Source organism: Bacteroidales bacterium MB20-C3-3 (assembly GCA_035609245.1).
GTDB lineage: Bacteria > Bacteroidota > Bacteroidia > Bacteroidales > UBA932 > Bact-08.
Map to the genome: position 1 here is coordinate 285,903 of CP141202.1, position 22,347 is coordinate 308,249.

At 36.1% G+C, this 22,347-nt stretch carries 23 protein-coding genes; 7 read left to right on the top strand and 16 right to left on the bottom strand.

Translation table 11 applies throughout. From position 1 onward, the window contains the following. Positions 1 to 106: 106 nt before the first annotated feature. The 9 genes from U5907_01215 to U5907_01255 form a co-directional block, all read right to left on the bottom strand. Positions 107 to 403 carry a cell division protein ZapA gene (locus U5907_01215; protein WRQ33277.1) on the bottom strand — a complete coding sequence of 99 codons (297 nt, stop codon included), beginning with the start codon at positions 401 to 403 and terminating at the stop codon, positions 107 to 109. Between the two features lie 4 nt (positions 404 to 407). Next, on the bottom strand, positions 408 to 701 hold the full coding sequence (locus tag U5907_01220; protein ID WRQ33278.1) for a hypothetical protein: 294 nt from the start codon (positions 699 to 701) through the stop codon (positions 408 to 410). A gap of 107 nt (positions 702 to 808) precedes the next feature. Then, complete coding sequence (locus U5907_01225) at positions 809 to 1,360, bottom strand: 2-oxoacid:acceptor oxidoreductase family protein (protein ID WRQ33279.1); 552 nt, start codon at positions 1,358 to 1,360, stop codon at positions 809 to 811. 13 nt (positions 1,361 to 1,373) lie between these two features. Further along, the gene (locus U5907_01230) at positions 1,374 to 2,135 is read right to left on the bottom strand and encodes a thiamine pyrophosphate-dependent enzyme (GenBank protein ID WRQ33280.1); all 762 of its coding nucleotides are present in this window, start codon (positions 2,133 to 2,135) and stop codon (positions 1,374 to 1,376) included. 11 nt (positions 2,136 to 2,146) lie between these two features. After that, a complete protein-coding gene (locus U5907_01235) occupies positions 2,147 to 3,226 on the bottom strand; it encodes a 3-methyl-2-oxobutanoate dehydrogenase subunit VorB (GenBank protein ID WRQ33281.1) in 1,080 nt (359 codons plus the stop codon). A 24-nt stretch (positions 3,227 to 3,250) separates the two neighbouring features. Continuing rightward, a complete protein-coding gene (locus tag U5907_01240; protein WRQ33282.1) occupies positions 3,251 to 3,472 on the bottom strand; it encodes a 4Fe-4S dicluster domain-containing protein in 222 nt (73 codons plus the stop codon). A 249-nt stretch (positions 3,473 to 3,721) separates the two neighbouring features. Beyond that, positions 3,722 to 5,773 (bottom strand): acetate--CoA ligase family protein, encoded by a 2,052-nt coding sequence (locus U5907_01245; protein WRQ33283.1) that lies wholly within the window; start codon positions 5,771 to 5,773, stop codon positions 3,722 to 3,724. A 44-nt stretch (positions 5,774 to 5,817) separates the two neighbouring features. Further along, positions 5,818 to 7,479: a radical SAM protein gene (locus U5907_01250; GenBank protein ID WRQ33284.1), complete on the bottom strand. Its 1,662-nt coding sequence runs from the start codon at positions 7,477 to 7,479 to the stop codon at positions 5,818 to 5,820. A gap of 22 nt (positions 7,480 to 7,501) precedes the next feature. Continuing rightward, a complete protein-coding gene (locus U5907_01255; GenBank protein WRQ33285.1) occupies positions 7,502 to 7,666 on the bottom strand; it encodes a rubredoxin in 165 nt (54 codons plus the stop codon). Positions 7,667 to 7,768: 102 nt separating this feature from the next. On the opposite strand from U5907_01255, the gene U5907_01260 reads away from it, so the two are divergent. The 6 genes from U5907_01260 to U5907_01285 are packed head-to-tail and all read left to right on the top strand — an operon-like array spanning position 7,769 to position 13,041. Beyond that, positions 7,769 to 9,022, top strand: coding sequence for an amidohydrolase (locus U5907_01260; protein ID WRQ33286.1), 1,254 nt, complete (start codon positions 7,769 to 7,771; stop codon positions 9,020 to 9,022). Positions 9,023 to 9,024: 2 nt separating this feature from the next. Beyond that, entirely contained in the window at positions 9,025 to 9,846 is an 822-nt protein-coding gene (locus U5907_01265; protein WRQ33287.1) for a purine nucleoside phosphorylase I, inosine and guanosine-specific, read from the top strand. 11 nt (positions 9,847 to 9,857) lie between these two features. After that, positions 9,858 to 10,529, top strand: a complete 672-nt coding sequence (locus tag U5907_01270; GenBank protein ID WRQ33288.1) for a class II aldolase/adducin family protein — start codon at positions 9,858 to 9,860, stop codon at positions 10,527 to 10,529. Further along, on the top strand, positions 10,522 to 11,583 hold the full coding sequence (mtnA, locus tag U5907_01275) for an S-methyl-5-thioribose-1-phosphate isomerase (GenBank protein WRQ33289.1): 1,062 nt from the start codon (positions 10,522 to 10,524) through the stop codon (positions 11,581 to 11,583). The genes U5907_01270 and mtnA overlap by 8 nt, the downstream gene beginning before the upstream one ends. Positions 11,584 to 11,608: 25 nt before the next feature. Next, positions 11,609 to 12,223, top strand: a complete 615-nt coding sequence (locus tag U5907_01280; GenBank protein ID WRQ33290.1) for an HAD family phosphatase — start codon at positions 11,609 to 11,611, stop codon at positions 12,221 to 12,223. Next, positions 12,217 to 13,041 carry an MBL fold metallo-hydrolase gene (locus U5907_01285; GenBank protein ID WRQ33291.1) on the top strand — a complete coding sequence of 275 codons (825 nt, stop codon included), beginning with the start codon at positions 12,217 to 12,219 and terminating at the stop codon, positions 13,039 to 13,041. Before U5907_01280 ends, U5907_01285 begins: the two co-directional genes overlap by 7 nt. 10 nt (positions 13,042 to 13,051) lie before the next feature. On the opposite strand, the gene U5907_01290 is transcribed toward U5907_01285, so the two are convergent. Genes U5907_01290 through pckA form a run of 3 tightly spaced genes read right to left on the bottom strand, consistent with a single transcriptional unit; the run spans position 13,052 to position 17,040 of the window. Next, positions 13,052 to 14,722 carry a M2 family metallopeptidase gene (locus U5907_01290; protein ID WRQ33292.1) on the bottom strand — a complete coding sequence of 557 codons (1,671 nt, stop codon included), beginning with the start codon at positions 14,720 to 14,722 and terminating at the stop codon, positions 13,052 to 13,054. A gap of 6 nt (positions 14,723 to 14,728) precedes the next feature. After that, a complete protein-coding gene (locus U5907_01295; GenBank protein WRQ33293.1) occupies positions 14,729 to 15,445 on the bottom strand; it encodes a peptidylprolyl isomerase in 717 nt (238 codons plus the stop codon). Between the two features lie 2 nt (positions 15,446 to 15,447). Further along, positions 15,448 to 17,040 (bottom strand): phosphoenolpyruvate carboxykinase (ATP), encoded by a 1,593-nt coding sequence (gene pckA, locus U5907_01300; protein ID WRQ33294.1) that lies wholly within the window; start codon positions 17,038 to 17,040, stop codon positions 15,448 to 15,450. Between the two features lie 75 nt (positions 17,041 to 17,115). Here pckA and U5907_01305 point away from each other — a divergent pair, with 75 nt between their 5' ends. Next, positions 17,116 to 19,038 (top strand): RecQ family ATP-dependent DNA helicase, encoded by a 1,923-nt coding sequence (locus tag U5907_01305; protein ID WRQ33295.1) that lies wholly within the window; start codon positions 17,116 to 17,118, stop codon positions 19,036 to 19,038. Here the strand turns inward: U5907_01305 and U5907_01310 are convergent. Genes U5907_01310 through U5907_01325 form a run of 4 tightly spaced genes read right to left on the bottom strand, consistent with a single transcriptional unit; the run spans position 19,019 to position 22,334 of the window. Further along, positions 19,019 to 19,624 carry a Maf family nucleotide pyrophosphatase gene (locus U5907_01310; GenBank protein ID WRQ33296.1) on the bottom strand — a complete coding sequence of 202 codons (606 nt, stop codon included), beginning with the start codon at positions 19,622 to 19,624 and terminating at the stop codon, positions 19,019 to 19,021. The genes U5907_01305 and U5907_01310 overlap by 20 nt on opposite strands. Next, positions 19,621 to 20,151, bottom strand: a complete 531-nt coding sequence (locus U5907_01315; GenBank protein ID WRQ33297.1) for an HAD hydrolase family protein — start codon at positions 20,149 to 20,151, stop codon at positions 19,621 to 19,623. Before U5907_01315 ends, U5907_01310 begins: the two co-directional genes overlap by 4 nt. Then, entirely contained in the window at positions 20,144 to 20,965 is an 822-nt protein-coding gene (locus tag U5907_01320; GenBank protein ID WRQ33298.1) for a DUF2520 domain-containing protein, read from the bottom strand. The genes U5907_01315 and U5907_01320 overlap by 8 nt, the downstream gene beginning before the upstream one ends. Before the next feature lie 7 nt (positions 20,966 to 20,972). After that, positions 20,973 to 22,334 (bottom strand): M28 family metallopeptidase, encoded by a 1,362-nt coding sequence (locus U5907_01325; GenBank protein WRQ33299.1) that lies wholly within the window; start codon positions 22,332 to 22,334, stop codon positions 20,973 to 20,975. Positions 22,335 to 22,347 lie beyond the last annotated feature (13 nt).

Sequence of the window (22,347 nt, forward strand, 5' to 3'; positions counted from 1 at the left end):
CCCCTTAGGGTAACCCAGGCCTGTTTTTGACAGCCGAGTAGGCTCGGTATTGTTTTAATGTTGATTTTGGCAAAGAGCTAAACCAACGGCATAATGTTGTGCTGTCTCACGAAAGATTGACACTTATATACTCATCTAGAAGATTACTGATGTTCTGTATCTCTTCAACAATTCTTGACGACTCTTCTCTCTGCTCGGCCTCAATCAATCTAATAACAAACTGTAAAAGCGTTATAGAGAGGGCATCCTGGATGTCTCTGTTTGTAAATCTTCTTCTGTAAAGATCTACTTTCTCATTAATAATTTTCACGGCAGCCCTAATCTTCTCTTCATCCTGAAGGGATACTTTCAGAGGATAGTATCTGTCTGCTATACTTATTTGTATTGACTGCTGGTCGCTCATTGTTTTAGTCGTTCAAAAGTGCTATACACTTATCTATCTCCTTGACTATTTTGCCAATCTTCTGTTTTGCCTCTTTAACATCCGTCGAAGATGTTTTAAAAGCTTCAGCAAGTTGTAAATTACTTATTCTTTGTTCTAGTTCTTTAACTTTGTTATTACTATTTTCCAATGCATTCTTTGTTTCAGTAAGCTCATCGACAAGACGAGAGTTATCAGAAGAGGCTTGCTCATATTTTGAGATTATTATCTCAATTTTCCTCTTTAGATTATTTAACGCTGATTGATAGTCTCTACTCATATTGAATGCACTATTGCAAAGATAGTAATTTATTAAAATCTCTTGCAAAAAAAAAGAACTCGCCAGAATATACTGTCGAGTTCAATTGTACAATTTATCCTGTTAAATTAAATAGTATTGTGCATCACAATTTTATTCATGCCTGCATCAATTGCCTTTTCATTCATAGGTATAAGTGAGTGGTGTCTCTCAGGAATAGATTTTTTTAACCCCTTTATAACATTCTCTAATGTAACAATTGGCCTTAATTTCAAATATGCACCTAGTACAACCATATTGTATGCCTTAGAATTTCCTAAATCAGCTGCAATATCTACTGCAGCTATTGAGCAAACTGTAATATCTTTTCTTTCAGGCAGTCTTGTGATTCCATTTGGATCGTATATAAGTAATCCGCCAGGTTTTACGCCAGCTTCAAACTTGTCAAGAGACTGCTGATTAAGAATAATCGCTACATCAAACTTGCTTAAAATTGGAGAGCTGATCTTCCTGTCGCTTAATATTACTGTAACATTAGCTGTTCCTCCTCTCATTTCAGGTCCGTATGAAGGCATCCAGGTCACCTCCTGTCCTTGCATAATACCGGAATATGCTAGTATTTTACCCATTGACAGTACACCCTGTCCTCCAAAGCCTGCAATTATTATCTCTTCTTTCATATTATAATCAATTTTATCTGTCCTTTAGATCTCCAATTGGGTATTCCGGAAACATGTTTTCTACCATCCATTCGTTAGCTTTAACAGGGGAGAGTTTCCATCCTGAATTACATGTACTAACAACTTCGACAAAGGAGGTACCCTTTCCTAGTGCAGAGTTTTCAAATGCCTTTCTGATAGCTCTTTTAGTTTTTCTTGCAGAGGCTGCATTGTGAACAGATTGTCTGGTTACAAAGCATGTGCCCTCTAACTGAGCTATGAGATTAGTTATTTTCAATGGCTGTCCGTGAAGTTTCGGATCTCTTCCATAAGGACTTGTTGCAGTTTTCATGCCGATAAGGGTGGTTGGAGCCATTTGCCCACCAGTCATCCCATATATAGCATTATTGATAAAAATTACAACTATATTTTCACCTCTGTTACATGCGTGCATAATCTCTGCTGTCCCAATAGATGCCAAGTCTCCGTCTCCCTGGTATGTGAAAACATATTTTTCAGGATGAAGCCTTTTTGTCGCTGTTGCAAGAGCCGGAGCCCTTCCATGAGCTGCCTGTTGCCAGTCAATATCAATATAGTTGTATGCAAATACTGCACATCCAACAGGTGAGATTCCAATAGTTTGTTCTTGAATGCCCATCTCTTCGATTACCTCAGCAATCAGTTTGTGAACAGTACCATGAGAACAACCAGGGCAGTAGTGCATTGTAGTACTTGTGAGAACAGGGGATTTTGAATAGACCCTGTTTTCTGGTTTGATTATATCTTTTACATCCATAATTGCTAAGGTTATTTGTTAATAGACTTCTTGAATGCCTCGTATACCTCTTCAGGAGATGGAACAATTCCTCCAAGCCTTCCAAAGAAGTTAACAGGTATTCTGCCGTTTACAGCAAGTTTCACATCTTCCAGCATCTGTCCGGTGCTTAGTTCAACAGACATCATTGATTTAAGATTTGGCACCATTCTGTCAATCTCTTTTGTAGGGAATGGGAATAGAGTTATAGGTCTGAGGAGGCCTAATTTAATGCCCTCTTTTCTTGCCATTTCAATTGTGCTTTCACAGATTCTAGCCATACAACCGTATGCTACAATTACATGTTCTGCATCTTCACATTGAATAGTTTCAAATCTTACATCTTCATCTTCCATCCTTTTATACTTTTCAATAAGAGTATGGTTGAGTCTTTCATGAACAGCTGCATCAAGTGCTAGTGAAGTAATTACATTCTGCTTCCTGTCTGGAGTCTTTCCCGTTGTTGCCCAAGGCATATTTTTAATAATCTCTTCATTCGTCCACCTTGGTTTCATAGGTCTCAGTTCAACTTTCTCCATCATTTGGCCTACAACACCATCTGCAAGTATCATTGCAGGATTACGATATTTGAAAGCAAGTTCAAAACCCAGATCTACGAAATCATACATCTCCTGAGCTGAAGATGGTGCCAGTACAACCATTTTATAGTCCCCGTGACCACCGCCTTTACAAGCCTGGAAGTAATCTCCCTGACCAGGCTGAATTGTACCAAGTCCAGGACCTCCTCTTACGACATTAACGACGAGACATGGTAGCTCTGCACCTGCTAAATAGCTTAAGCCTTCACACATTAAACTTAATCCTGGACTGCTGGATGATGTCATAACTTTTTTCCCGCAAGAAGCACCGCCATACAACATATTTATTGAAGAAGTCTCGCTTTCTGCTTGAAGGACAACCATTCCTGTTGATTCCCAAGGCTGTTCATCCATTAGTGTCTCCATAACCTCAGATTGTGGAGTAATAGGGTACCCAAAATATCCATCACAACCACACCTTATTGCGGCATGAGCAATGGCTTCGTTCCCTTTCATCAAAATTTGTTCTGCCATATTATTTCTCTTTATATTATATTCTCAGACTTTAATCCTGTAAACAGTTATACAGGTGTCAGGACAAACTGTTGCACAATTTGTACATCCGGTGCAACTTTCCGGAGACGCCATATAAGCGTAGTTATAGCCTTTGCTGTTTACCTCTTTTGCTAAGGCAATAGTATTAGTAGGACAATTGACAACACAAACGCTACAGCCTTTGCATTTCTCAGTATCTACTACAATAGCTCCTCTTAATGCCATATCTTGATTTTTTTAGTTTTTTGAATTTCTACAAATTTAGATGAAAATATTTTAAATTGAAAGAAAAAAGTAATGAATATTATAAATTTAGTTTGAAAAGTAGCGAAATCCTTTTATAATGTTATCGATAATGTAATTCCATCTTATGATAATACCGATAATTAAAATAATAATTAGCAGAAAATAGCCTTGTTGTGTCTGACTTAAGCTACTAAACCATTTATAAGATTTCTTAATTATATTTTTCATCTATTTCTCTATTCTGATTCTTGCATCAACCGCTATTACCTGCCTTGAATTGCCAAGCAGAGGATTAATGTCCATTTCAAATATCTCCGGTGCAGCAACACAAAGAGCAGATAACCTTCTAATTGCATCTCTGTAGATAGTTTCATTTACACCATCTTGCCCTCTTGTCCCTTTAATAATTTTATACCCTTTCAGAGAGGTAATCATATCGTTTGCCTCTCTGTTTGAAACAGGAGCAAGTCTGGAAGTAATATCACCCAATGCTTCAACAAATATTCCTCCTAATCCGCACATAATGATGTGACCATAATCATCTTCTCTTTTTGCACCTGCAAACAGCTGAGTTCCTGTAAGCATAGGCTGAAGCAGAACAGAGGTGGTATCGGGAATTTTCATCATTCTGTTAAATTCAGACACAAGAGTTTCATCATCAGTAATATTAAGTGCGACTCCTCCTACATCTGATTTGTGAACAGGGCCTATTACTTTCATAACCAAAGGATAACCAATTTCTCTAGCATACTTTCTCAAATTGTTCTGATTATCGGCGACAGCCTCTTTCGCCCTCTCAATACCTGCAGCATCAAGTAATTTCTGGACATCATACGGGGAAAGATATCCATTAGAAGAGTTATTTATTATCTTACGAATAAGCTTGTGATCTACCGGAGGTAACTCAATTTCTGACTCTGGTAAGTCTACAGCTAGAACTTTTGCTAAAGCAGACCCAAATGTAACTTCATCAGAAAAACTAATTCCTCCTTTTTCCTGAAATTGGGCAATCTCCTCTTTAACATTTACTATTGATGGTAATATAGGATAGATTGGCTTCGCTGAAGTCTTAATTTTTTCCAGCAGGATATTGTATACATCGTATACTGATGTGAGTCCGGGTGAACCAAAAATTACAGCCATTGAATCAACATCAAAATCTGTTTGACAACTGTCTATTATTGCAGAAAGCTGATCAGCTGTCCCGGTTGCAAGAAAATCAATAGGGTTTGCAACAGATGAGCCTGGGTAGAGTTGGCTTAATAGTAATTCGGCCTTAGCTCCTGAAAAGGATGGAATTTCAAGGCCATTCGATGATAAAATATCTGTTAACATAACTGCAGGCCCACCGGCATGAGTAATAATTGCTACTCTTTTCCCTTTTGGTCTGGGATACATTAAAATCGATCCAACGGTAACAAGTTCGCTTCTGCTGTTACATCTAATAATTCCAGCTTTGTTGAAAAGTGCTGAGACAGCTACATCAGGACTTGCCATAGCACCGGTATGAGAAGATGCAGCTCTGCTCCCGGCTTCACTTGATCCAGATTTAACAGCTGCAATTCTGGCTCCTTTTGAAATTAGAGATTTTGAGTGTTTAAGGAGTAGATCAGGTTTTGATATATTCTCTATATACAATAATTTTACTGGAGCGCTAATTCCATGGATATATGTTTCATCAAGGTGCTTTAGTAAGTCCTCGACTCCAATTTGAGCACTATTACCTACAGAAAACACAGATGAGAATTTTAAACCCATCTGCATTGCTGCCTCAAGAATAAAGACAACTGTTGCGCCCGAACCGGATATAATATCAACACCATCTTTACTTAGTTCTGGTATAGGTTGAGTAAAAAGGCCTGCATAATCAGGTGTCAGTACTCCAATACAGTTAGGCCCAATTAAAGATGCACCAGCTTGCTTTACCGACTCAACAATTTTTCTCTCCAGTATCGCCCCCTCTTCACTATCTTCATGAAATCCTGCTGAATAAATTATTACAGCTTTACATCCTTTATTTGAACATAGATAATCAACTGTTTGAGGACAAGCTTGTGCTGGAATTGCCAGAATTGCCAAATCAACTTGAGGTAACTCCTCTAGAGTCTTAAAGCTGGTAACTCCCTGAACAGTACTAGCCTTAGGATTTACTACCATTAGTTTTCCGCTGTAGCCGGTATTAATAAGGTTTCTCAGGGCGCTCCCCCCCGTTTTTTTTGTGTCGTCCGACCCTCCAACCACAACAATACTTTTTGGTGACAGTAGCTCTTTTGTTATCATTTGAATTAATAATTTTGATGCAAATATAATATAAAGTAATGTTTTTAATCAAATATCTTACTTTCTGTAATCATATTTAGTGATTTAGATAAAGAAATGTAATGTTTTAGTCTTTTTGAACTTTTGTTAAATGAATACCAATATGTATAATTTTGTTTGTCAATATAGTAATAAGAGTAATCCTCAAAATTGCTCTTCTCAAAAGGGAAATAGATACCCGTATAATATCGTTCAAATCTGTTTGCAATTTTCCCTGGCTCTTTATTAAGAGAGTAGCCATTTTTTAACCATAAATTTGAAATATCTTTAATATATTCCGGTAGAAACTTTTTAATAAAGTTGTATAGAATAAGTCCGCATTTTTCTGAACTTATATTTGATATGTCGATTTTAGAGATGTATTCAATAAAATTATCAAGAAACTCGCTTTGATTATTTATTAATAACGAAATCAAATATTTCCACTCAGAATTATTATACCATAAATCAGAGAATCTTGAAAGTGTCATAGCTTTTCTTGTTTGGTCAAAAGTCATAACATCTGATTCAAGGATTTCATATGGAGGAACTGGAGAGAATTTCAACCCATATTTTTTGTAATTAATACGGAACTCAGTTCCCGGTAGTAGTTTCAACAACTCTACCTGTATCTCATCAACATCCATTTTAACAAGAAATTTATAATCATTGAATAGCTCGTTGAGATTATATCCGGGTAGTCCAATAATAAGATCAGTGTGAATTTCAATAGTACCTAATGATTTTAGAAACCTGAGGCCTTCAATAGACCCCATGGAAGAGCCTTTTCTCCCGGATGTCTTTAAAACATTGTCATTTAAACTTTGAATGCCTACTTCAGCATGTATCAGACCAGCAGGGATTGTTTTTAATAAGCTCTTTAAAGAATCTGAGAGGAATGCAGGATGAACCTCAATATGAAAAGACAAGGAGCCTTCATATTGTTTCATAATTGTTAACAGTTCGCAAGCATGTTGAGAATGTGCATTAAAAGTTCTGTCCAGAATTCTTATGTGTCTGACTCCTCTTTTTTTTAGATTATCCAGCCTCCCTTTTAAAGAGTTATAGTCAATATAGGTAACCCTCTCTTTTAACCCGCTGACACAGAAGTTGCAAGTGTTAAAACAACCTCTAGATGTTTCAATCTGCACAAATGGCTTGCTATAATTAAAATAAATTGACTCTTCAGGGATTTTTAAGTGTGAAACAGAATCTGTAAATGCCCTTTTATTGTCGTAATAATTATCTTCAAAAAAGGTACAAACCCCTTCTAATTTATAAACAGGAATATTATTGATTATAGAATTAACTAATTTTGGGTAAAGTATCTCACCATCTCCTCTTACTACAGCTTCAATTTCAGGATTATTAAGAAGAAAATGATAGTTGTCTCCCAGAAATTCAGGACCGCCTATTATAATCCTTACTTCAGGGATTAATGCTTTAAGTTTTTTTAAAACAGTTAGGTTATAGTGAGAATTAAAAAGCCAGAATGTAGAAAAAATTACATCTGGCTTTCTAGTAATGACTTTATTAATAATTTCATAGTAATTGGCAGATAATGTGCCTGATACAACATCCCAAAAGGCTTTATCTCTGATACTGGATTCTAATTGAGCGTCAAGAGAGGGGATTGCCAGAGAGGAGTGGGAATATGAAGAGTTTATATCTAACCAAATAAATCGCATTTTTTGCGACAAAAATAGACAATTAATCTTCAATGGGTTCAAAATCCTCTTTGCCTACACCACAAACCGGACAAAGCCAATCTTCAGGAATATCTTCAAAAGCAGTTCCCGGTAAAATACCTCCATCCGGATCACCTTTTTCCGGGTCGTAAACATAATCACAAACGACACAAACATATTTTTTCATAAAATCAAATATTAAGTTATTTCTCCTTACAATAATAGTACTTTTTTCCGTTAAAATCTATTTTTTATCGTATAATTGTAAGATAAATTGAAACAGAGTAATATGAGATCTTTATTGATTAAAAATGCAATAAACGAGGGGAAAGAGGAAGATATTCTTGTTATTGATAACAAAATTCACAAAATAGATAGTGATATTATTTATCAAGCTGATAAAACTATTGATGGTAAAGGTAAATGGATAATACCTGGATTTATTAACATGCATACTCATGCTGCTATGACTCTCATGAGGGGAATAGGAGAGGATATGTATTTAAAAGAGTGGCTTGAAGATAAAATTTGGCCTGTTGAGCAGAAACTTGACGATGAATTAGTCTATTGGGGGACAAAACTTGCTTGTCTTGAGATGGTTAAAACTGGAACTACTACCTTTAACGATCAGTATTGGCGTGTCCCTGCAGCTATAAAAGCTGTTGAAGAGGCTGGGCTAAGATCTGTTCAGCCTTTTGTAATCTTAGATTTATTAGATTTATCAAAATCTTCAAAAATTAAAGAAGATTGCGAGGCTTTATTTCAAGAATCTAAAACATGGAGTGACCTCCATAAATTTGCCATTGGTATACATTCACCATACAGTGTATCCGAGGAGATGATTGTTTGGGGATCTGAATATGCCAGGAGCAGGGGACTGTTGCTTCATATTCATCTTTCTGAAACAGAATGGGAAAATTCTGAGTCAATAAAGAAACATGGTGTTTCTCCGACAGCATATCTTGACAAGCTTGGTGTTTTAGGACCAGAAGTAATAGCTGCCCATTCGTTATGGCTCAGTGATTCTGATATTGAAATACTTGCTAACAAAGGTGTTACAGTGGTGCATAATATTAATTCAAATTTAAAAATTGCATCCGGCTTCAAATTCCGATATAATGAAATGAGAGATGCCGGCATTAATGTAACTATTGGTACTGATGGATGTGCATCTTCAAATAATCTTGATATGCTAGAGGCTATGAAAACAGCTGCGCTTGTCCAAAAAGCCTGGAGATATGATCCAACATCTCTTCCAATTAATGAACTTATGAAATTATCCACAACAAATGGCGGAAAGGCTCTGGGTATAAAAACCGGAAAAATTGAAGAGGGTTGGCTAGCTGATTTCAGTCTGATAGATATTGATAATTATGCATTTACTCCCAATATAAATTTTTACGCAAATCTTATATACTCTGCGAACAGTTCATGCATTGATACTGTTATTTGTGATGGAAAGATTGTCATGGAAAATAGAATTGTCCCCGGTGAACTTGAGACAATTAATAATGTTAACAGATTATATAAAAAATTATTATAACTATGGACTTACTGAAGCGAATTGATGAATCATCAGAATATATTAAACAGAAATCGAATAATTTTTTGCCGAATATTGGTATAATTCTTGGCAGTGGACTTGGTGAATTAGCTGAAAAAATTGAAAACAGAATAGTAATCCCTTACTCTGAAATTCCAAATTTTGCAAAATCTACTGCTATTGGCCACAAGGGAAACCTTATACTCGGTCAACTGGGAGGTAAGAATGTGATTGCAATGCAGGGCAGATTCCATTATTATGAGGGATACGGAATGGATTTAGTTACTATGCCTGTCAGAGTTATGCAGAGACTTGGGATATCATTCCTGTTTGTATCAAACGCCGCAGGTGGTGTTAATCCAGCTTTTAAAGTAGGAGATTTAATGATTATCAGAGATCACATCAATCTTATGCCAAATCCTCTGATTGGGAAGAACATTGAAGAGTTTGGACCTCGCTTTCCTGATATGACAAGACCTTATGAACCGGAATTAATCAGACTTGCCGAGGAGACTGCAAACAGCTTAGGAATTAAATTAAAAAAAGGTGTTTATCTTGCAGGAACTGGTCCTACATATGAAACGCCTGCAGAATATGCTTTCTTTGGTAAAGCCGGAGCAGATGCCGTAGGCATGTCAACAGTTCCTGAAGTAATTGTTGCAAGACATTCTTCTATTCCTGTATTTGGCATGTCTGTTATTACTAACGAAGCTCACTCTTTTGAAGATGATTTTGTAAATGACGGAGAGGATGTTGTTAAAGCTGCAAATGAAGCTTCCGGAAAAATGACCCAATTATTTAAATTAATGATTGCTAAATTATAATTATTAAAATTATGACAGAATCCAGACCAATACCAAAATTATATTATGATCAAGCATTTGCCTTGTCATACTACTCAGAGATTCTGTGGCAGAAATCTTTTGTCGAGGGTAATGGGGGTAACCTCTCCATCAGATTAGACGAAGACCTGTTTATGATTACTCCATCAATGCACTCAAAGAGTGGATTAAACGAGACTGATTTTGTAATAGTCGACTCAAAAGGAAATACAATTTATGGGAGTAAAAAACCATCTACAGAGTTATTTACTCATTTGGCTATATATAGAAATAATCCGGAAACAGGTGGTATAGTTCACTCGCATCCTCCTTACACCTCTTCCTATGCTTTCAGTGATTCAGTTCCGGCAATTCCAATGAGTGCCGAATCTGTTATTTGGATGGGGCAATTAACTTTAGCACCTTACAATACCCCGGGGTCTGCCGAGTTGCTTGAACAAGTTGAAACTCTTTCAAAGGGAAGAAATGTACTTGTTCTTCAGAATCATGGTCTTCTTTCCTGGGGTAGGAATATTGAGGAGGCCTACTGGAGAACAGAGGTGGTAGAGGCACATTGCAAAATTTCCCACATAATGGAATCCAGAGGGGCAACACCTCGTCACTTTACATATAAACAGATGACTCAGCTCAATGAGCTTAGGGGCAAATTTCTGAAAAATGAATAGTATACCATTAGGTTACGATTCTGTAGAATTTCCTGTTGATTGCAGTTATATCAAGATTATTGATCAAACTAAACTTCCAATTAAAGAAGAATTTATCTACATCAGTTGTTACGAGGGATTGGCAGATGCTATTAACTCTCTGAAGGTCAGGGGTGCTCCCGCTTTAGGTGTAATTACAGCAGCGGGGATTGCTATGCTATTCAGATCATGCACAATGAATTCATTTTCAGAGGCCTTGCTTTTCCTGAAAAAAATATCACACTCCTTTGTCTCTTTAAGGCCTACAGCATTTAATACTAAGTGGGCAGCTGAAAGAATGCTCAGCTGTTTTATTTCAGAGTTTAACCCAGATTATTTTAATCTGGAAAAGAGTAAAGTAAGATTGGCTGAAGAGGCTAACAATATTAAAGCTGAAGATATAAGCATGTCTCTTGAAATAGCAAAAAACGGACTATCATTGCTTAAACCAGGAGATAAACTTCTTACTATATGTAATGCGGGTCATTTAGCAACAGCAAGATATGGAACAGCGCTGGCCCCGATATATATGGGAAACGAGATGGGATATTCATTTTCTGTTTATGTTACAGAGACAAGACCTTTGTTGCAAGGATCAAGACTAACTGCTTTTGAATTGTCAAAGTCTAATATTGATGTAACACTGATCTGTGACAATATGGTTGCTACTTTGTTGAAAAATGGCGAGATAAACGCAATTTTATCGGGTTGCGACAGAATAGCATTAAATGGAGATACGGCTAATAAAATCGGAACAAATTCTTTGGCTGTTCTTGCAAATTTCTACAAAGTGCCGTTTTATGTATTAGGTCCCAGGAGCACTATAGATAATAAAACAGAAAATGGGAACTTAATACAGATAGAAAATAGAGATGGGAGGGAGATAACCGATTTATGGTATAAAGAGAGAATGGCGCCTAAAAACATAAAAGTTTATAATCCAGCTTTTGATGTTACTGACTCTGCTTTGATAAGTGCAATCATTACTGATTTTGGTATATACAGATATCCTTATGATTTTTCTGTTGAAGATTAATAGACGATATTTACAAAAAAATTGAATGATAAAAAACATAATATTTGATCTGGGAGGTGTATTGGTTAGGCTTGATAAAGACCTATGCATAAAAGCTTTTGCTGAGATAGGACACCCGGATTTTGGCAGAATTATAAATGAGTATTTCCAAGAGGGATTCTTTATGGATTATGAGAAGGGTCTTATTTCAACAGAAGAATTCAGAGATAAGGTAAGAGAAAACATGGAAACTTTTGCTTCCGATATCGAAATTGATAAGGCTATGGCTGCTTTTTTACCGGAGTTACCACTAAATAAGTTGAAAGCTCTTCAAAATTACTCTAAAAACTATAGAATATTCCTTCTGAGTAATACAAACCCTATTGCAGTTGAGACTGTGAAGCCAATGTTTCTTCTAGGAGGTCAAGAGATGAGTGATTATTTTGAAAAAATGTACCTCTCATTTGAAATGAAGTGTGCTAAACCAGATCCTAAAATATTTTCAATGCTCCTGGAAGACGCTGGAATTAACCCCGAAGAGTCTCTTTTTGTTGATGATTCCATTACTAATCTTGAAGCAGCCTCTGAATTTGGAATTAAGACAGCTCATATAATCCAGGAAAATGATCTGATGAACGATCTTAAACCATTCTTATGTTAATTGATTATTCAGAAAAGAAAAATGTCAAATTCATCTCCCTTGCTAGTGGAAGCAGTGGAAATTGTTATTTTTTTTCTAATGGAGTTGTAAGCTTTGTAATAGATTTTGGGATAGGTTTAAGAACAGCCAGAAAGCGCCTTGCAGAGTATAATATGAAGCTTGAAGATATAGATTTTGTATTAGTAACTCACGATCACATAGATCATATTAAACATTTAGGGACTTTCGCAGAGAAGTTTAGTAAACCTGTTTATGCGACTGAATCGTTACATAATGCATTGTCTAATCATTTTGCAACTCGAGGAAAATTGACCTCATCAAGAGTATATATTGAATCTGAAAAAGAATTTTGTTTCAATGATGTATCAATTACTCCTTTTCAAGTCCCTCACGATGGAACAGATAATTATGGATATTTTATAAATATGTCCGGAGTTAAGATTGTTGTAGCTACAGATGTAGGCAGAGTTAATTCAAGCCTAATAAAATATGCATCAATATCCAATCATTTGATATTTGAATCAAATTACGACAGAACCATGTTAGAAGAGGGTCCCTACCCAAAGTCTCTTATTGACAGAATCAGTAACGGTAAAGGTCATCTAAGTAATGATGAAACTGCAAATGCAATTAAGGAATTTTATCATCGTGAAATTAAGTCTCTTCTTTTATGTCATTTGAGTGCTAATAATAATACTCCGGCTCGAGCGATTGAAACAGCAGGGATGGCTCTTCTTGAAGTAGGAGCCATCCCTGGAGTTGATTTATTACTTGAATGCCTTCCAAGAGGAAGTGCTTCAAAATTATATCAATTTTAAAGAAGCTGAATTACTCCACAAACTGTTTAGCATAGTATTTGGCAGTTAGTTTCTCACCGGTTGCTTTTTCTATCATTTCATTCCATTCAAGTTTCATTCCTATCTTGAATATGTTATCACTCATCCACTTCCCAATTGCTGGATTGCCAATATAGCATTCGTTTTTATAATCGCCGGACTTTGTTATATTATCGACTATATAGTAATGTATTTGAGAAGCCAGTAGTTCTCCAAGTTGATAATTATGATAATAACAAGGGTATAGTGCTATATGAATTTTTGTAGCCCAGTCTGGCATATCTCTGTTATGAGGTTTCTTTAACATCTGATATTTCTCAGCAAGATTCCACCATAAGGCATTTAAGTCTTGTTCAGGATTAGAATACATCTCTTTTTCAAATCTGTAAACTACTTGCACCCATCTGCTGAAAACAAGTTGTTGAAGTTTTAGAGATTTATAACAATCCTCCTCTATTTCACTTTTCTCAATGTCTGTAAGGCCCAAACTCAATCTCATCCACTCTGGGTTTCTAGATAATCTGCCGAATATCATAGCTATAGCTTCTGTAGTGAATGTATGTGCAGCATTCCTTAGGAAAAAAGGATTTGATGGATCATCATGCCCTAATGCATACACCGCGTGTCCAAACTCGTGAAGCATAGTACCCATCCATGATTCGTTGTCAGATATATTTGCCAATACTCTTACATCTCCATTTGCATTGATATCAATGCAATATGCATGTTGATTCTTTAGGGGTTTTTCATAAAGGTCGCTACTCTTCATTATTGAAGAGACATTCAGTCCTATACCTGAATAAAACTCTTCAGTAAGTTTCTCAAGATTCTTACCTTTATAGAATTTGTCAAGATCAACCGGATACAGTTTTGGCGACTCTTGAAAATATCTGCCTTGAAAGTGCCATGGCATTAACTCATTTTCAGAGATTCCGTATCTTTTTGAAAAGGCAATATCCATTTCTCTTTTTAATCTTTCAAATTCATCTTTGGTAAGAGAATCCAATTCGTCAAAAAGAGCTGATATCTCCTCCGGATTTTGCCCTGAAAGTTCAAGTGACATGGTATGAAAATTATCATATCCAAGAGAGTAAGCGAGTTTATTTCTTAATTTGATAATTTCCAATACATCATTTGCAACAAAAGTTCCAATTTCTTTGTGAGCTTTCCATACCTCTTCCAAGTCATTATTTTCAGTAGAATTCTGCAAGATAGACTCAACTTCATTATCAGAAATTGGTTTCCCTCTGAAATTAGCCCTGAACTCAGCATATTTTTGTTCAAGAGAAGTGGATTTGCTGATTATTTGTTCAAGTAACGAACTATCAGCCTGATTTGACAAAAAGGAGTTATAAACAACATCTAATTGTCTCTTTAATAAAGGGTCAGTAATATTGCCTCTTTCTTTAATGGCTTTTAGTTTTTCAAATACTTCAGTATTAGAATAGATCCTGGACATTGCAATATTTGCTTCTGAGTACTTTGCAAATTCGTCAGAGTCTCCAGAGATTGTACCATTCCAGTAAGCATTTGATGATTGAATGTAGAGTGGATGTATGCTACTCTCTGTACTGCTTAATATATCCTTTAAAACTTTTTCATCGTTATTATTGCAACCTGCTATCATAAATGCAAAAATTAATAAACAAATATACCTGTTCATAAAGTCTCATTTTTTTAATCGTTTCTTATATACTTGCGTTGAAATTATATAAACATCCTCAAGAGGCCTGTCGTTAGAATCTGTTTTTGACTCAGAGATCTTGAAAACTACATCCATGCCGGAAATCACCTCGCCAAAGACAGTATACTGAGTGTCTAAATGAGGAGTTCCGCCGTGTTTCTTATAGTATTCACGAATATGTTCAGGAAATCTATAAGAAGACTTCTTACCTATAGCTTCGTTTCTGTTATTTAACTTCTTTTCTGCTGATATAAGTGACTCCTCATCATGAATTTTCCCCTCAACAATATAAAATTGTGATCCTGAAGATTCTCTGTTGGGGTTTGTAATATCACCCTCTCTGGCTGCAGCAAGAGATCCTCTTTTGTGAAAAAGTTCAGGAACAAACTCTGCAGGGATACCCTTATCCGGACCACCATCCCCGTATAGTTTTCCAGGTTCTCTCTCTCTTGAGTCAGGATCTCCAGATTGAATCATAAAGTCGTTTATAACTCTGTGGAATAACACACCATTAAAGTATCCCTCCTTTGAGAGTTTAACAAAATTATCACGGTGGAGAGGAGTTTGATTATACAATAGAAGAATAATCTCCCCTTTGTTTGTATTCATCCTTATATGGAAATATCTTTGAGAAGAGTATCCACTAGCAGACGAAAGCAGCAAAGTAGAAATTACTAACATGATATAGTTAATCCTTTTCATATTTATAATTGTGGACCTGAAGAGATAAGAGCTTTTGCGGCATCGTTATCGCAATATTGATCAAAATTCTTAATATACTTTAATGCTAAAGATTTAGCCTTATCTTCCCATATCTCAGGTTTTGAATATGTATCTCTGGGATCAAGTATACCATCTGAAACATCATGCAGTTTAGCAGGAATAGTCAGATTAAGAATTGGAATATGCTTTTTTTCAGAATTTTCAATTGTTCCGTCAAGTATTGCATCAATAATAGCCCTTGTATCTTTAATGGAAATTCTTTTTCCTGTTCCGTTCCAACCTGTGTTAACAAGATAAGCTTTCGCTCCATGTTCGTCCATTTTCCTGGCTAGAGTGTTTGCGTAGACTGTTGGGTGAAGAGTTAAAAAAGCTTCACCAAAAGCAGGCGAAAAAGATGGTAAAGGCTCAGTTATACCTCTCTCAGTACCTGCAAGTTTTGATGTGTAACCACATAGAAAGTGATATTGAGCCTGATTTCTGTCTAATATTGATACAGGAGGCAGAACACCAAAAGCATCGGCAGAGAGGTATATAATTTTCTTTGGATGGCCTGCTTTAGAGGGTAATACAATCTTATTAATATGATATATAGGGTAGGAGACTCGTGTATTCTCTGTAACAGAGGAATCGTTAAAATCAATACTGCCATCTTCTCTTACGGTAACATTTTCTAATAGAGCATCTCTTTTAATTGCCTGCCATATATCAGGCTCATTCTCTTTGCTTAAATTAATGGTTTTGGCATAACAACCTCCTTCAAGGTTAAATACTCCATGATTGTCCCAGCCATGTTCGTCGTCACCAATGAGGTATCTTTTTGGATCTGCCGATAAAGTAGTTTTTCCAGTTCCTGAAAGACCAAAAAATATTGCGACATCTCCTTCTTTACCAACATTTGCAGAGCAGTGCATAGATGCAATCCCCTTAAGAGGAAGATAATAATTCATCATTGAAAAAATACCCTTCTTCATCTCTCCCCCATACCAGGTGCCTCCGCAAACAGATATTCTTTCTGTCAGATTAAACAACACAAATACATCTGAATGTAAGTTGTGCTCTTTCCATTTAGGGTTTGTTGCTTTTGAAGCATTAATAAAAACAAAATCTGGTTCTCCGTAATTATTTAACTCATAGTTAGATGGCCTTATGAACATATTTGTTACGAAATGCGCTTGCCATGCTACCTCCATTATGAAGCGGACCTTCATTCTGGTATCTTCATTGGTTCCGCAAAAGGCATCAACTACATAAAGAACATCCTTATTTGAAAGCTGATTTTGAGCAATTTCCTTACAATCATTCCATACATCCTTAGTAATTGGTTTATTAATTGTACCATCCCACCAGATTGTATTTTCGGTTATTTCATCTTTAACTATATATTTGTCCTTAGGAGAGCGTCCGGTAAAAACTCCGGTCATAACAGCCACCGAACCTGTATCTGTTAGTATACCTTTATCGTAACCTTCATTTCTTTCATCCATCTCTGCCTTGAACATCTCCTCATAGGTGGGATTGTACATAACCTTACCAACATTGGTAATGCCGTACTTTAATAAATCAGAAGTAATCATGTTTAGTTTAGTTAGTTTTATTTAAGTTTTGTATATTGAAACAAATTTAATGAATTATTTCTACAAAGTTCAAGAATGTCAAAATCATTGGAGATACTTGAGCGTTACTGGGGTTACACATCTTTCAGGAAAAACCAGGAAGAGATTATTAACTCTGCGCTTTCCGGAAAGGATACAATTGCATTGATGCCCACCGGGGGAGGAAAGTCGCTTACATTCCAAATTCCGGCTTTATTGACAGATGGAATTGCATTAGTTGTAACTCCATTGATTGCCCTTATTAAAGATCAGGCAGAAAATTTAAGAGCAAAGGGAATTCCTGTCATTGCAATCCATTCTGGATTAAGTTATGATGAAATTGATGCGCTACTTGATAATGCTATATTGGGTGAGTACAAATTTCTATATCTCTCCCCGGAGAGACTCAATAGCGACTTATTCAGGGCAAGGGCATCAAAAATGAAAGTTAATTTTCTGGTTATTGATGAGGCACATTGTATTTCACAATGGGGACATGATTTCAGACCGGACTATCTGAAAATTAAAGAGATAAAGAATATAATAGCCCCAATTGCAACTATAGCAGTTACAGCAACAGCAACTTCAGTAGTTGTGGAGGAGATTTCAAAAAATCTTGGAATGACTTCACCAAACATATTGCGCTCTAGTTTTTCAAGAGATAATTTATCTTATGTGTGCAGGGAGGATGAAGACAAGTACAGCCAACTGCTCAAAATTGCAAGAAATGTTAACGGATCTGGGATAATATATGTCAGAGAGCGACGGAAAACATTTGAAGTCTCTGATTTTTTAAAAGCTCATGGGATATCTGCAGAAGCATATAATGCGGCAATGCCTTCTGCATCAAGAGCACAAAGACAAGATGAGTGGAAAAACGGAGAACTCCGGATAATAGTTGCCACAAACGCTTTTGGAATGGGGATTGACAAAGCTGATGTTCGTTTTGTTTGTCATCTTGACCCTCCAGAATCGATTGAAGCATATTACCAGGAGGCTGGAAGAGCAGGTAGAGATGGTATTAAGTCATACGCAGTATTGTTATGGAATAAACAAGACTCTGGCAGGCTTAGAAGAATATTATCAACTACTTTCCCTGATGAAGTTTTTATCAGCACTGTCTATCAAAAACTATTTGTATATCTGGGCATTGCTTTTGGAGCTGGGAAGGGGAAGGTAATAAATTTTAGTCTTAAAGACTTTTGCTCAAATCTCTCTCTTCACCCTGTACCAGCATATCATGCATTAAAATATATTGAAAAGGAGGGTTATATAGAATTAACTGATGAGTTGGATAACCCATCCAAAGTCAGGTTTATCATTGGACGAGACGAACTTTATAATGTTCAGCTTCAGAACTCTTCACTTGATGCCTTTATTAAAACATTACTTAGATTGTATTCCGGACTCTTCTCCCTCCCTGTTGCAATTGATGAAGAGCATATTGCTAAAGTTACCAGAAACAGTAAAGCAGCGATTTCATCAAGTTTAATGAGGCTGTCCAGAATGGGAGTTATTTCATATCATCCGGCTGTAAGGTCTCCTCTTTTAATATTAAAGGAGGAGAGACTAGATGAAAAGAATTTCAGAATTGACAATACTCGTTATCTTGAGATGAAAAGTAGTATGGAATCAAAAATTGAAAGCGTCATCTCATATTTCCAGTGTAATACCTCCTGCAGAGAGAAGATTTTGTTAGAGTATTTTGGTGAGATTATTAATACAGATTGTGGAAGATGCGATTATTGTCTTAGTGCCGGAAGAAAAAGAGATAATTCTAACTACTATTACTCTATTGAAGAAAAAATATTTGAAATACTGGAAGGAGGGCCTAAGAGTATTGCAGAAATTTCTTTGGAAATTGATGATGACAGCAGACTATATATTGAGATACTAAGTGATTTAACTGACAGGGGAGCATTAAATGTAAAGGGTGATATTTTTTCACTTGGAGATAACATTAGTATCCCTGATCAATAAAAATCTGAAGCTCATTATATAATTTCTGGACAGGCAACCCCATCACATTAAAGTAGGAACCCTCAATTTTCTCAATAGCAATATATCCTATCCACTCCTGGGCTCCGTATGCACCAGCCTTATCATAAGGTTTATAGTGTTCCACATAATAATCTATCTCCTCTTCAGATAGGGTTTTAAAATAGACGACAGTGGAAGCCGAAAAACCTTTTTCTCCTTTAATGCTTCTTAAATACACTCCTGTAATTACATTATGAGCTTTACCTGAAAGTTTCATAAGCATTTTTGTAGCCTCCTCTCTGTTAGATGGCTTTCCCAGTATTTCACCTTCACAAATAACAAGAGTGTCTGCCGTAAGAAGGATCTCTTCTTCTTTAAGTTCTCTGCCAAAATAAAATGATTTCATTTTAGCAAGATAGAGAGGGACGCTATTAATATTAACAGAAGTATCATAAACTTCTTCAGTATGACCAGATATCTCAACATTGTAAGGAATATCAAGACCAGCAATCAGCTGATGTCTTCTGGGAGATGCGGATGCAACAATTAGGATGCGATCGGTCATCATATGAACTAAATTTCTCATCCTGAATATGCTTCAGGAGAGTCAGCCCACAAACCATGTACCTTTAGTGTCTGCTCAATGACATCTCTTGCACAGCCTTTACCACCACCTTGAATTGAAATATAATGGCAAACATCTTTTACTTCGTTCACAGCGTCAGAAGGGCAGGCTGCAATCCCGCATGCTTTAAGAATTCCGATATCAGGTATGTCGTCTCCCATATAAAGCACCTCATCTGGCGATAACTTGTATTTATTTATGAAATGTTCGAAATCGGGCATTTTAAAAATGGACTTTAAATATATATCCTCCCTGGGCACACCAATTTGCATAAATCTAAGTGCAATTGATTCTGAGGAACCGCCAGTTATAATTGCTACGGGGAATTTTTTTAGAATAGCAACTCTTACTGCATACCCATCTTTAGCATTGTGTGATCGAAGAAGATCACCGGTTTCTGTCGCTAAAACCTGACCATCAGTAAATACGCCATCAACATCAAAGGCAAATGCTTTGATTTTATGTAATTTAGCCTTAAAATTAGCCATTATTATTAATCTGTTTATTTTGATCAAGTATAAAATTGGATAGTAGTTTATAAACCGCTAAGTGCTCCTTAGTATCATTTAAAATTTCAAAATGCTTACTGATCGTTTTTAAGTCGCCTCGTGCAGCAGGTCCAGTCTGTACCATTTTGGGATTTCCGTAAAGAAACGCCTTCCTTATTGTTTCTATCGCAAGTGGCAATAAGTAAACATGGTGAGGAGTTGCAATGTCATAAGATAAAGAGGCCAGATAATTAATAAAATTACTGACGAAGACAGCCGACACATGCATCCTTAATCTTTCAGATGAGTCAATTACAGAGTACTCTGATCCCAATTTTTTACAGAGAGTAGACAACTTTTCAAAAGCAGCAGAATCTGATGATTCTAGTAAAAAAGGGACAATACTCATATCAACTGGTTTATTTTTACTAAAAGACATTAATGGATAAAATACACCATGTGATTTAAATTGATTCAAAACATCAACAGATGTAGCTCCACTGATATGACATACAGTTGAATACCCTGACTTAACTGATTGAATATTTAACAGATTTGGCAGAACAGTTTCCAAAGCATCATCAGATATTGCAACAATTATTATATCGCTGCCCTCCATTTTATCATAATTAACTGAAGGGTGTGTGTCGGGCAGATTGAAATGGTTGTATTCAGGCTTATTTAATATTGAAGATAGTTGTTTCGCAGATTGAAGAGACCTGTTAACTACAAATGGGATCTCAAATCCAGCTCCTTTTAATGCGATAGCAATTCTAAACCCTGCATTGCCTGTGCCCCAAATTGATATCTTCATATTATACTTATCTTGAGCCACCTAACGCAAGTACAGGAAGACTTTCGTTTCCCTCTTTGCTCACACTTTGAACAGAGAAGAGATGATTATCCTTACTAAATGGTAATTCAACTGAATTCCCTGTAATTAATATCTTTTTCTCCCACATTGATTTATCAGTCTCTCTAATCAACACATAATACCCTGCAGGGGCAGTTCCTGATTTTGGGGCCTCCCAGGTAAGATATGTAGATGATGAGAGTCCGGAGATATCAATCTTTACATTTTTTGGAACATCCGGAGCAAAAGCAAGATTTAATATTGTTGATAAATTTGCTTGCGTATTTTTTCTTACATATTCAATATCGACTCCTTTTATCAAATCACCATACTCAATTCCATCTTTTGTTTCCGGAATCTGGTGTGTTCTGTTATAATTTTCATAATATTCACACAACCTTACTGAAGGGAAACCCTCTTTGTTAAAAGGGGTATGGTCGCCACCTCTTCCGAATCTGTCATTTCTATAAATAAGTTTGATGAATAGATTGTCAACATATCTTTCTGAAACCTCTTTGATATATCGTGCAATCTGTCGAGACTCACTATCATTCTCTCCTGAATTAAACTCTCTTATTCTTCTTTTTTGATCATTTTCTGTGTAGGGAATATTTTCCGAAAAAACTCTTAATTGAGTATTTCCTGAAATTTCTGTTCCGCTTGATCGAGAGTTACCAATCATATCATTATTAATTACGGTAACAATATTCCAAGATTCTTTTTTTGCCATTTTTGCCATATGGGTAGCTCCAAGTAATCCATGCTCCTCTCCGGATAGGAAAACCAACTTAACAGAGATAGGAAGTGGTTTGACAGATAAGATTCTGGCAATCTCCATCAGGGCTGCAACTCCACTACCATTATCGTTAGCTCCTGGTGCAAAGGCCAGAGAATCGTTGTTATCATAAGATCTGCTGTCAAAGTGAGCCAATAGGATTATTTCTCTGTTATCTGAAGGATTATCACCTTTGAAATTGGCAACAATATTCATCAGTTTTACTTCACGATGTAGTCTGGAACCTTTGCCACCTGCAGGGTAGATAACACTCTGCACACTCATATGATTAGAATTCTTTGCAAAATCATCAAGTTTCATCTTAATGTACAGTGAAGCTGCTCCAATACCTGTTTTGGGCTCATTTTGAGTGCTTAGATTGTGTCTTGTGTAGAAAGATACCAAATCTTCTATTGTTTTGGTAATATTCTCTGATTTTACAAGTGACAAACAATCAGTAACTCTTTGATCTCTCACTATAATTTGTTGTCCGTTGAGATACAATGGAGAGAAAAATATAAAAGATATTAAAACTAAAAAATATTGTTTTTTCATTTTAGAAATATAT

Excerpts from the sequence above, each read along its gene's own strand:
- U5907_01215 (WRQ33277.1), bottom strand. The coding sequence starts at position 403 with ATGAGCGACCAGCAGTCAATACAAATAAGTATAGCAGACAGATACTAT.
- U5907_01220 (WRQ33278.1), bottom strand. The coding sequence starts at position 701 with ATGAGTAGAGACTATCAATCAGCGTTAAATAATCTAAAGAGGAAAATT.
- U5907_01225 (WRQ33279.1), bottom strand. The coding sequence starts at position 1,360 with ATGAAAGAAGAGATAATAATTGCAGGCTTTGGAGGACAGGGTGTACTG.
- U5907_01230 (WRQ33280.1), bottom strand. The coding sequence starts at position 2,135 with ATGGATGTAAAAGATATAATCAAACCAGAAAACAGGGTCTATTCAAAA.
- U5907_01235 (WRQ33281.1), bottom strand. The coding sequence starts at position 3,226 with ATGGCAGAACAAATTTTGATGAAAGGGAACGAAGCCATTGCTCATGCC.
- U5907_01240 (WRQ33282.1), bottom strand. The coding sequence starts at position 3,472 with ATGGCATTAAGAGGAGCTATTGTAGTAGATACTGAGAAATGCAAAGGC.
- U5907_01245 (WRQ33283.1), bottom strand. The coding sequence starts at position 5,773 with ATGATAACAAAAGAGCTACTGTCACCAAAAAGTATTGTTGTGGTTGGA.
- U5907_01250 (WRQ33284.1), bottom strand. The coding sequence starts at position 7,479 with ATGCGATTTATTTGGTTAGATATAAACTCTTCATATTCCCACTCCTCT.
- U5907_01255 (WRQ33285.1), bottom strand. The coding sequence starts at position 7,666 with ATGAAAAAATATGTTTGTGTCGTTTGTGATTATGTTTACGACCCGGAA.
- U5907_01260 (WRQ33286.1), top strand. The coding sequence starts at position 7,769 with ATGAGATCTTTATTGATTAAAAATGCAATAAACGAGGGGAAAGAGGAA.
- U5907_01265 (WRQ33287.1), top strand. The coding sequence starts at position 9,025 with ATGGACTTACTGAAGCGAATTGATGAATCATCAGAATATATTAAACAG.
- U5907_01270 (WRQ33288.1), top strand. The coding sequence starts at position 9,858 with ATGACAGAATCCAGACCAATACCAAAATTATATTATGATCAAGCATTT.
- mtnA (WRQ33289.1), top strand. The coding sequence starts at position 10,522 with ATGAATAGTATACCATTAGGTTACGATTCTGTAGAATTTCCTGTTGAT.
- U5907_01280 (WRQ33290.1), top strand. The coding sequence starts at position 11,609 with ATGATAAAAAACATAATATTTGATCTGGGAGGTGTATTGGTTAGGCTT.
- U5907_01285 (WRQ33291.1), top strand. The coding sequence starts at position 12,217 with ATGTTAATTGATTATTCAGAAAAGAAAAATGTCAAATTCATCTCCCTT.
- U5907_01290 (WRQ33292.1), bottom strand. The coding sequence starts at position 14,722 with ATGAACAGGTATATTTGTTTATTAATTTTTGCATTTATGATAGCAGGT.
- U5907_01295 (WRQ33293.1), bottom strand. The coding sequence starts at position 15,445 with ATGAAAAGGATTAACTATATCATGTTAGTAATTTCTACTTTGCTGCTT.
- pckA (WRQ33294.1), bottom strand. The coding sequence starts at position 17,040 with ATGATTACTTCTGATTTATTAAAGTACGGCATTACCAATGTTGGTAAG.
- U5907_01305 (WRQ33295.1), top strand. The coding sequence starts at position 17,116 with ATGTCAAAATCATTGGAGATACTTGAGCGTTACTGGGGTTACACATCT.
- U5907_01310 (WRQ33296.1), bottom strand. The coding sequence starts at position 19,624 with ATGAGAAATTTAGTTCATATGATGACCGATCGCATCCTAATTGTTGCA.
- U5907_01315 (WRQ33297.1), bottom strand. The coding sequence starts at position 20,151 with ATGGCTAATTTTAAGGCTAAATTACATAAAATCAAAGCATTTGCCTTT.
- U5907_01320 (WRQ33298.1), bottom strand. The coding sequence starts at position 20,965 with ATGAAGATATCAATTTGGGGCACAGGCAATGCAGGGTTTAGAATTGCT.
- U5907_01325 (WRQ33299.1), bottom strand. The coding sequence starts at position 22,334 with ATGAAAAAACAATATTTTTTAGTTTTAATATCTTTTATATTTTTCTCT.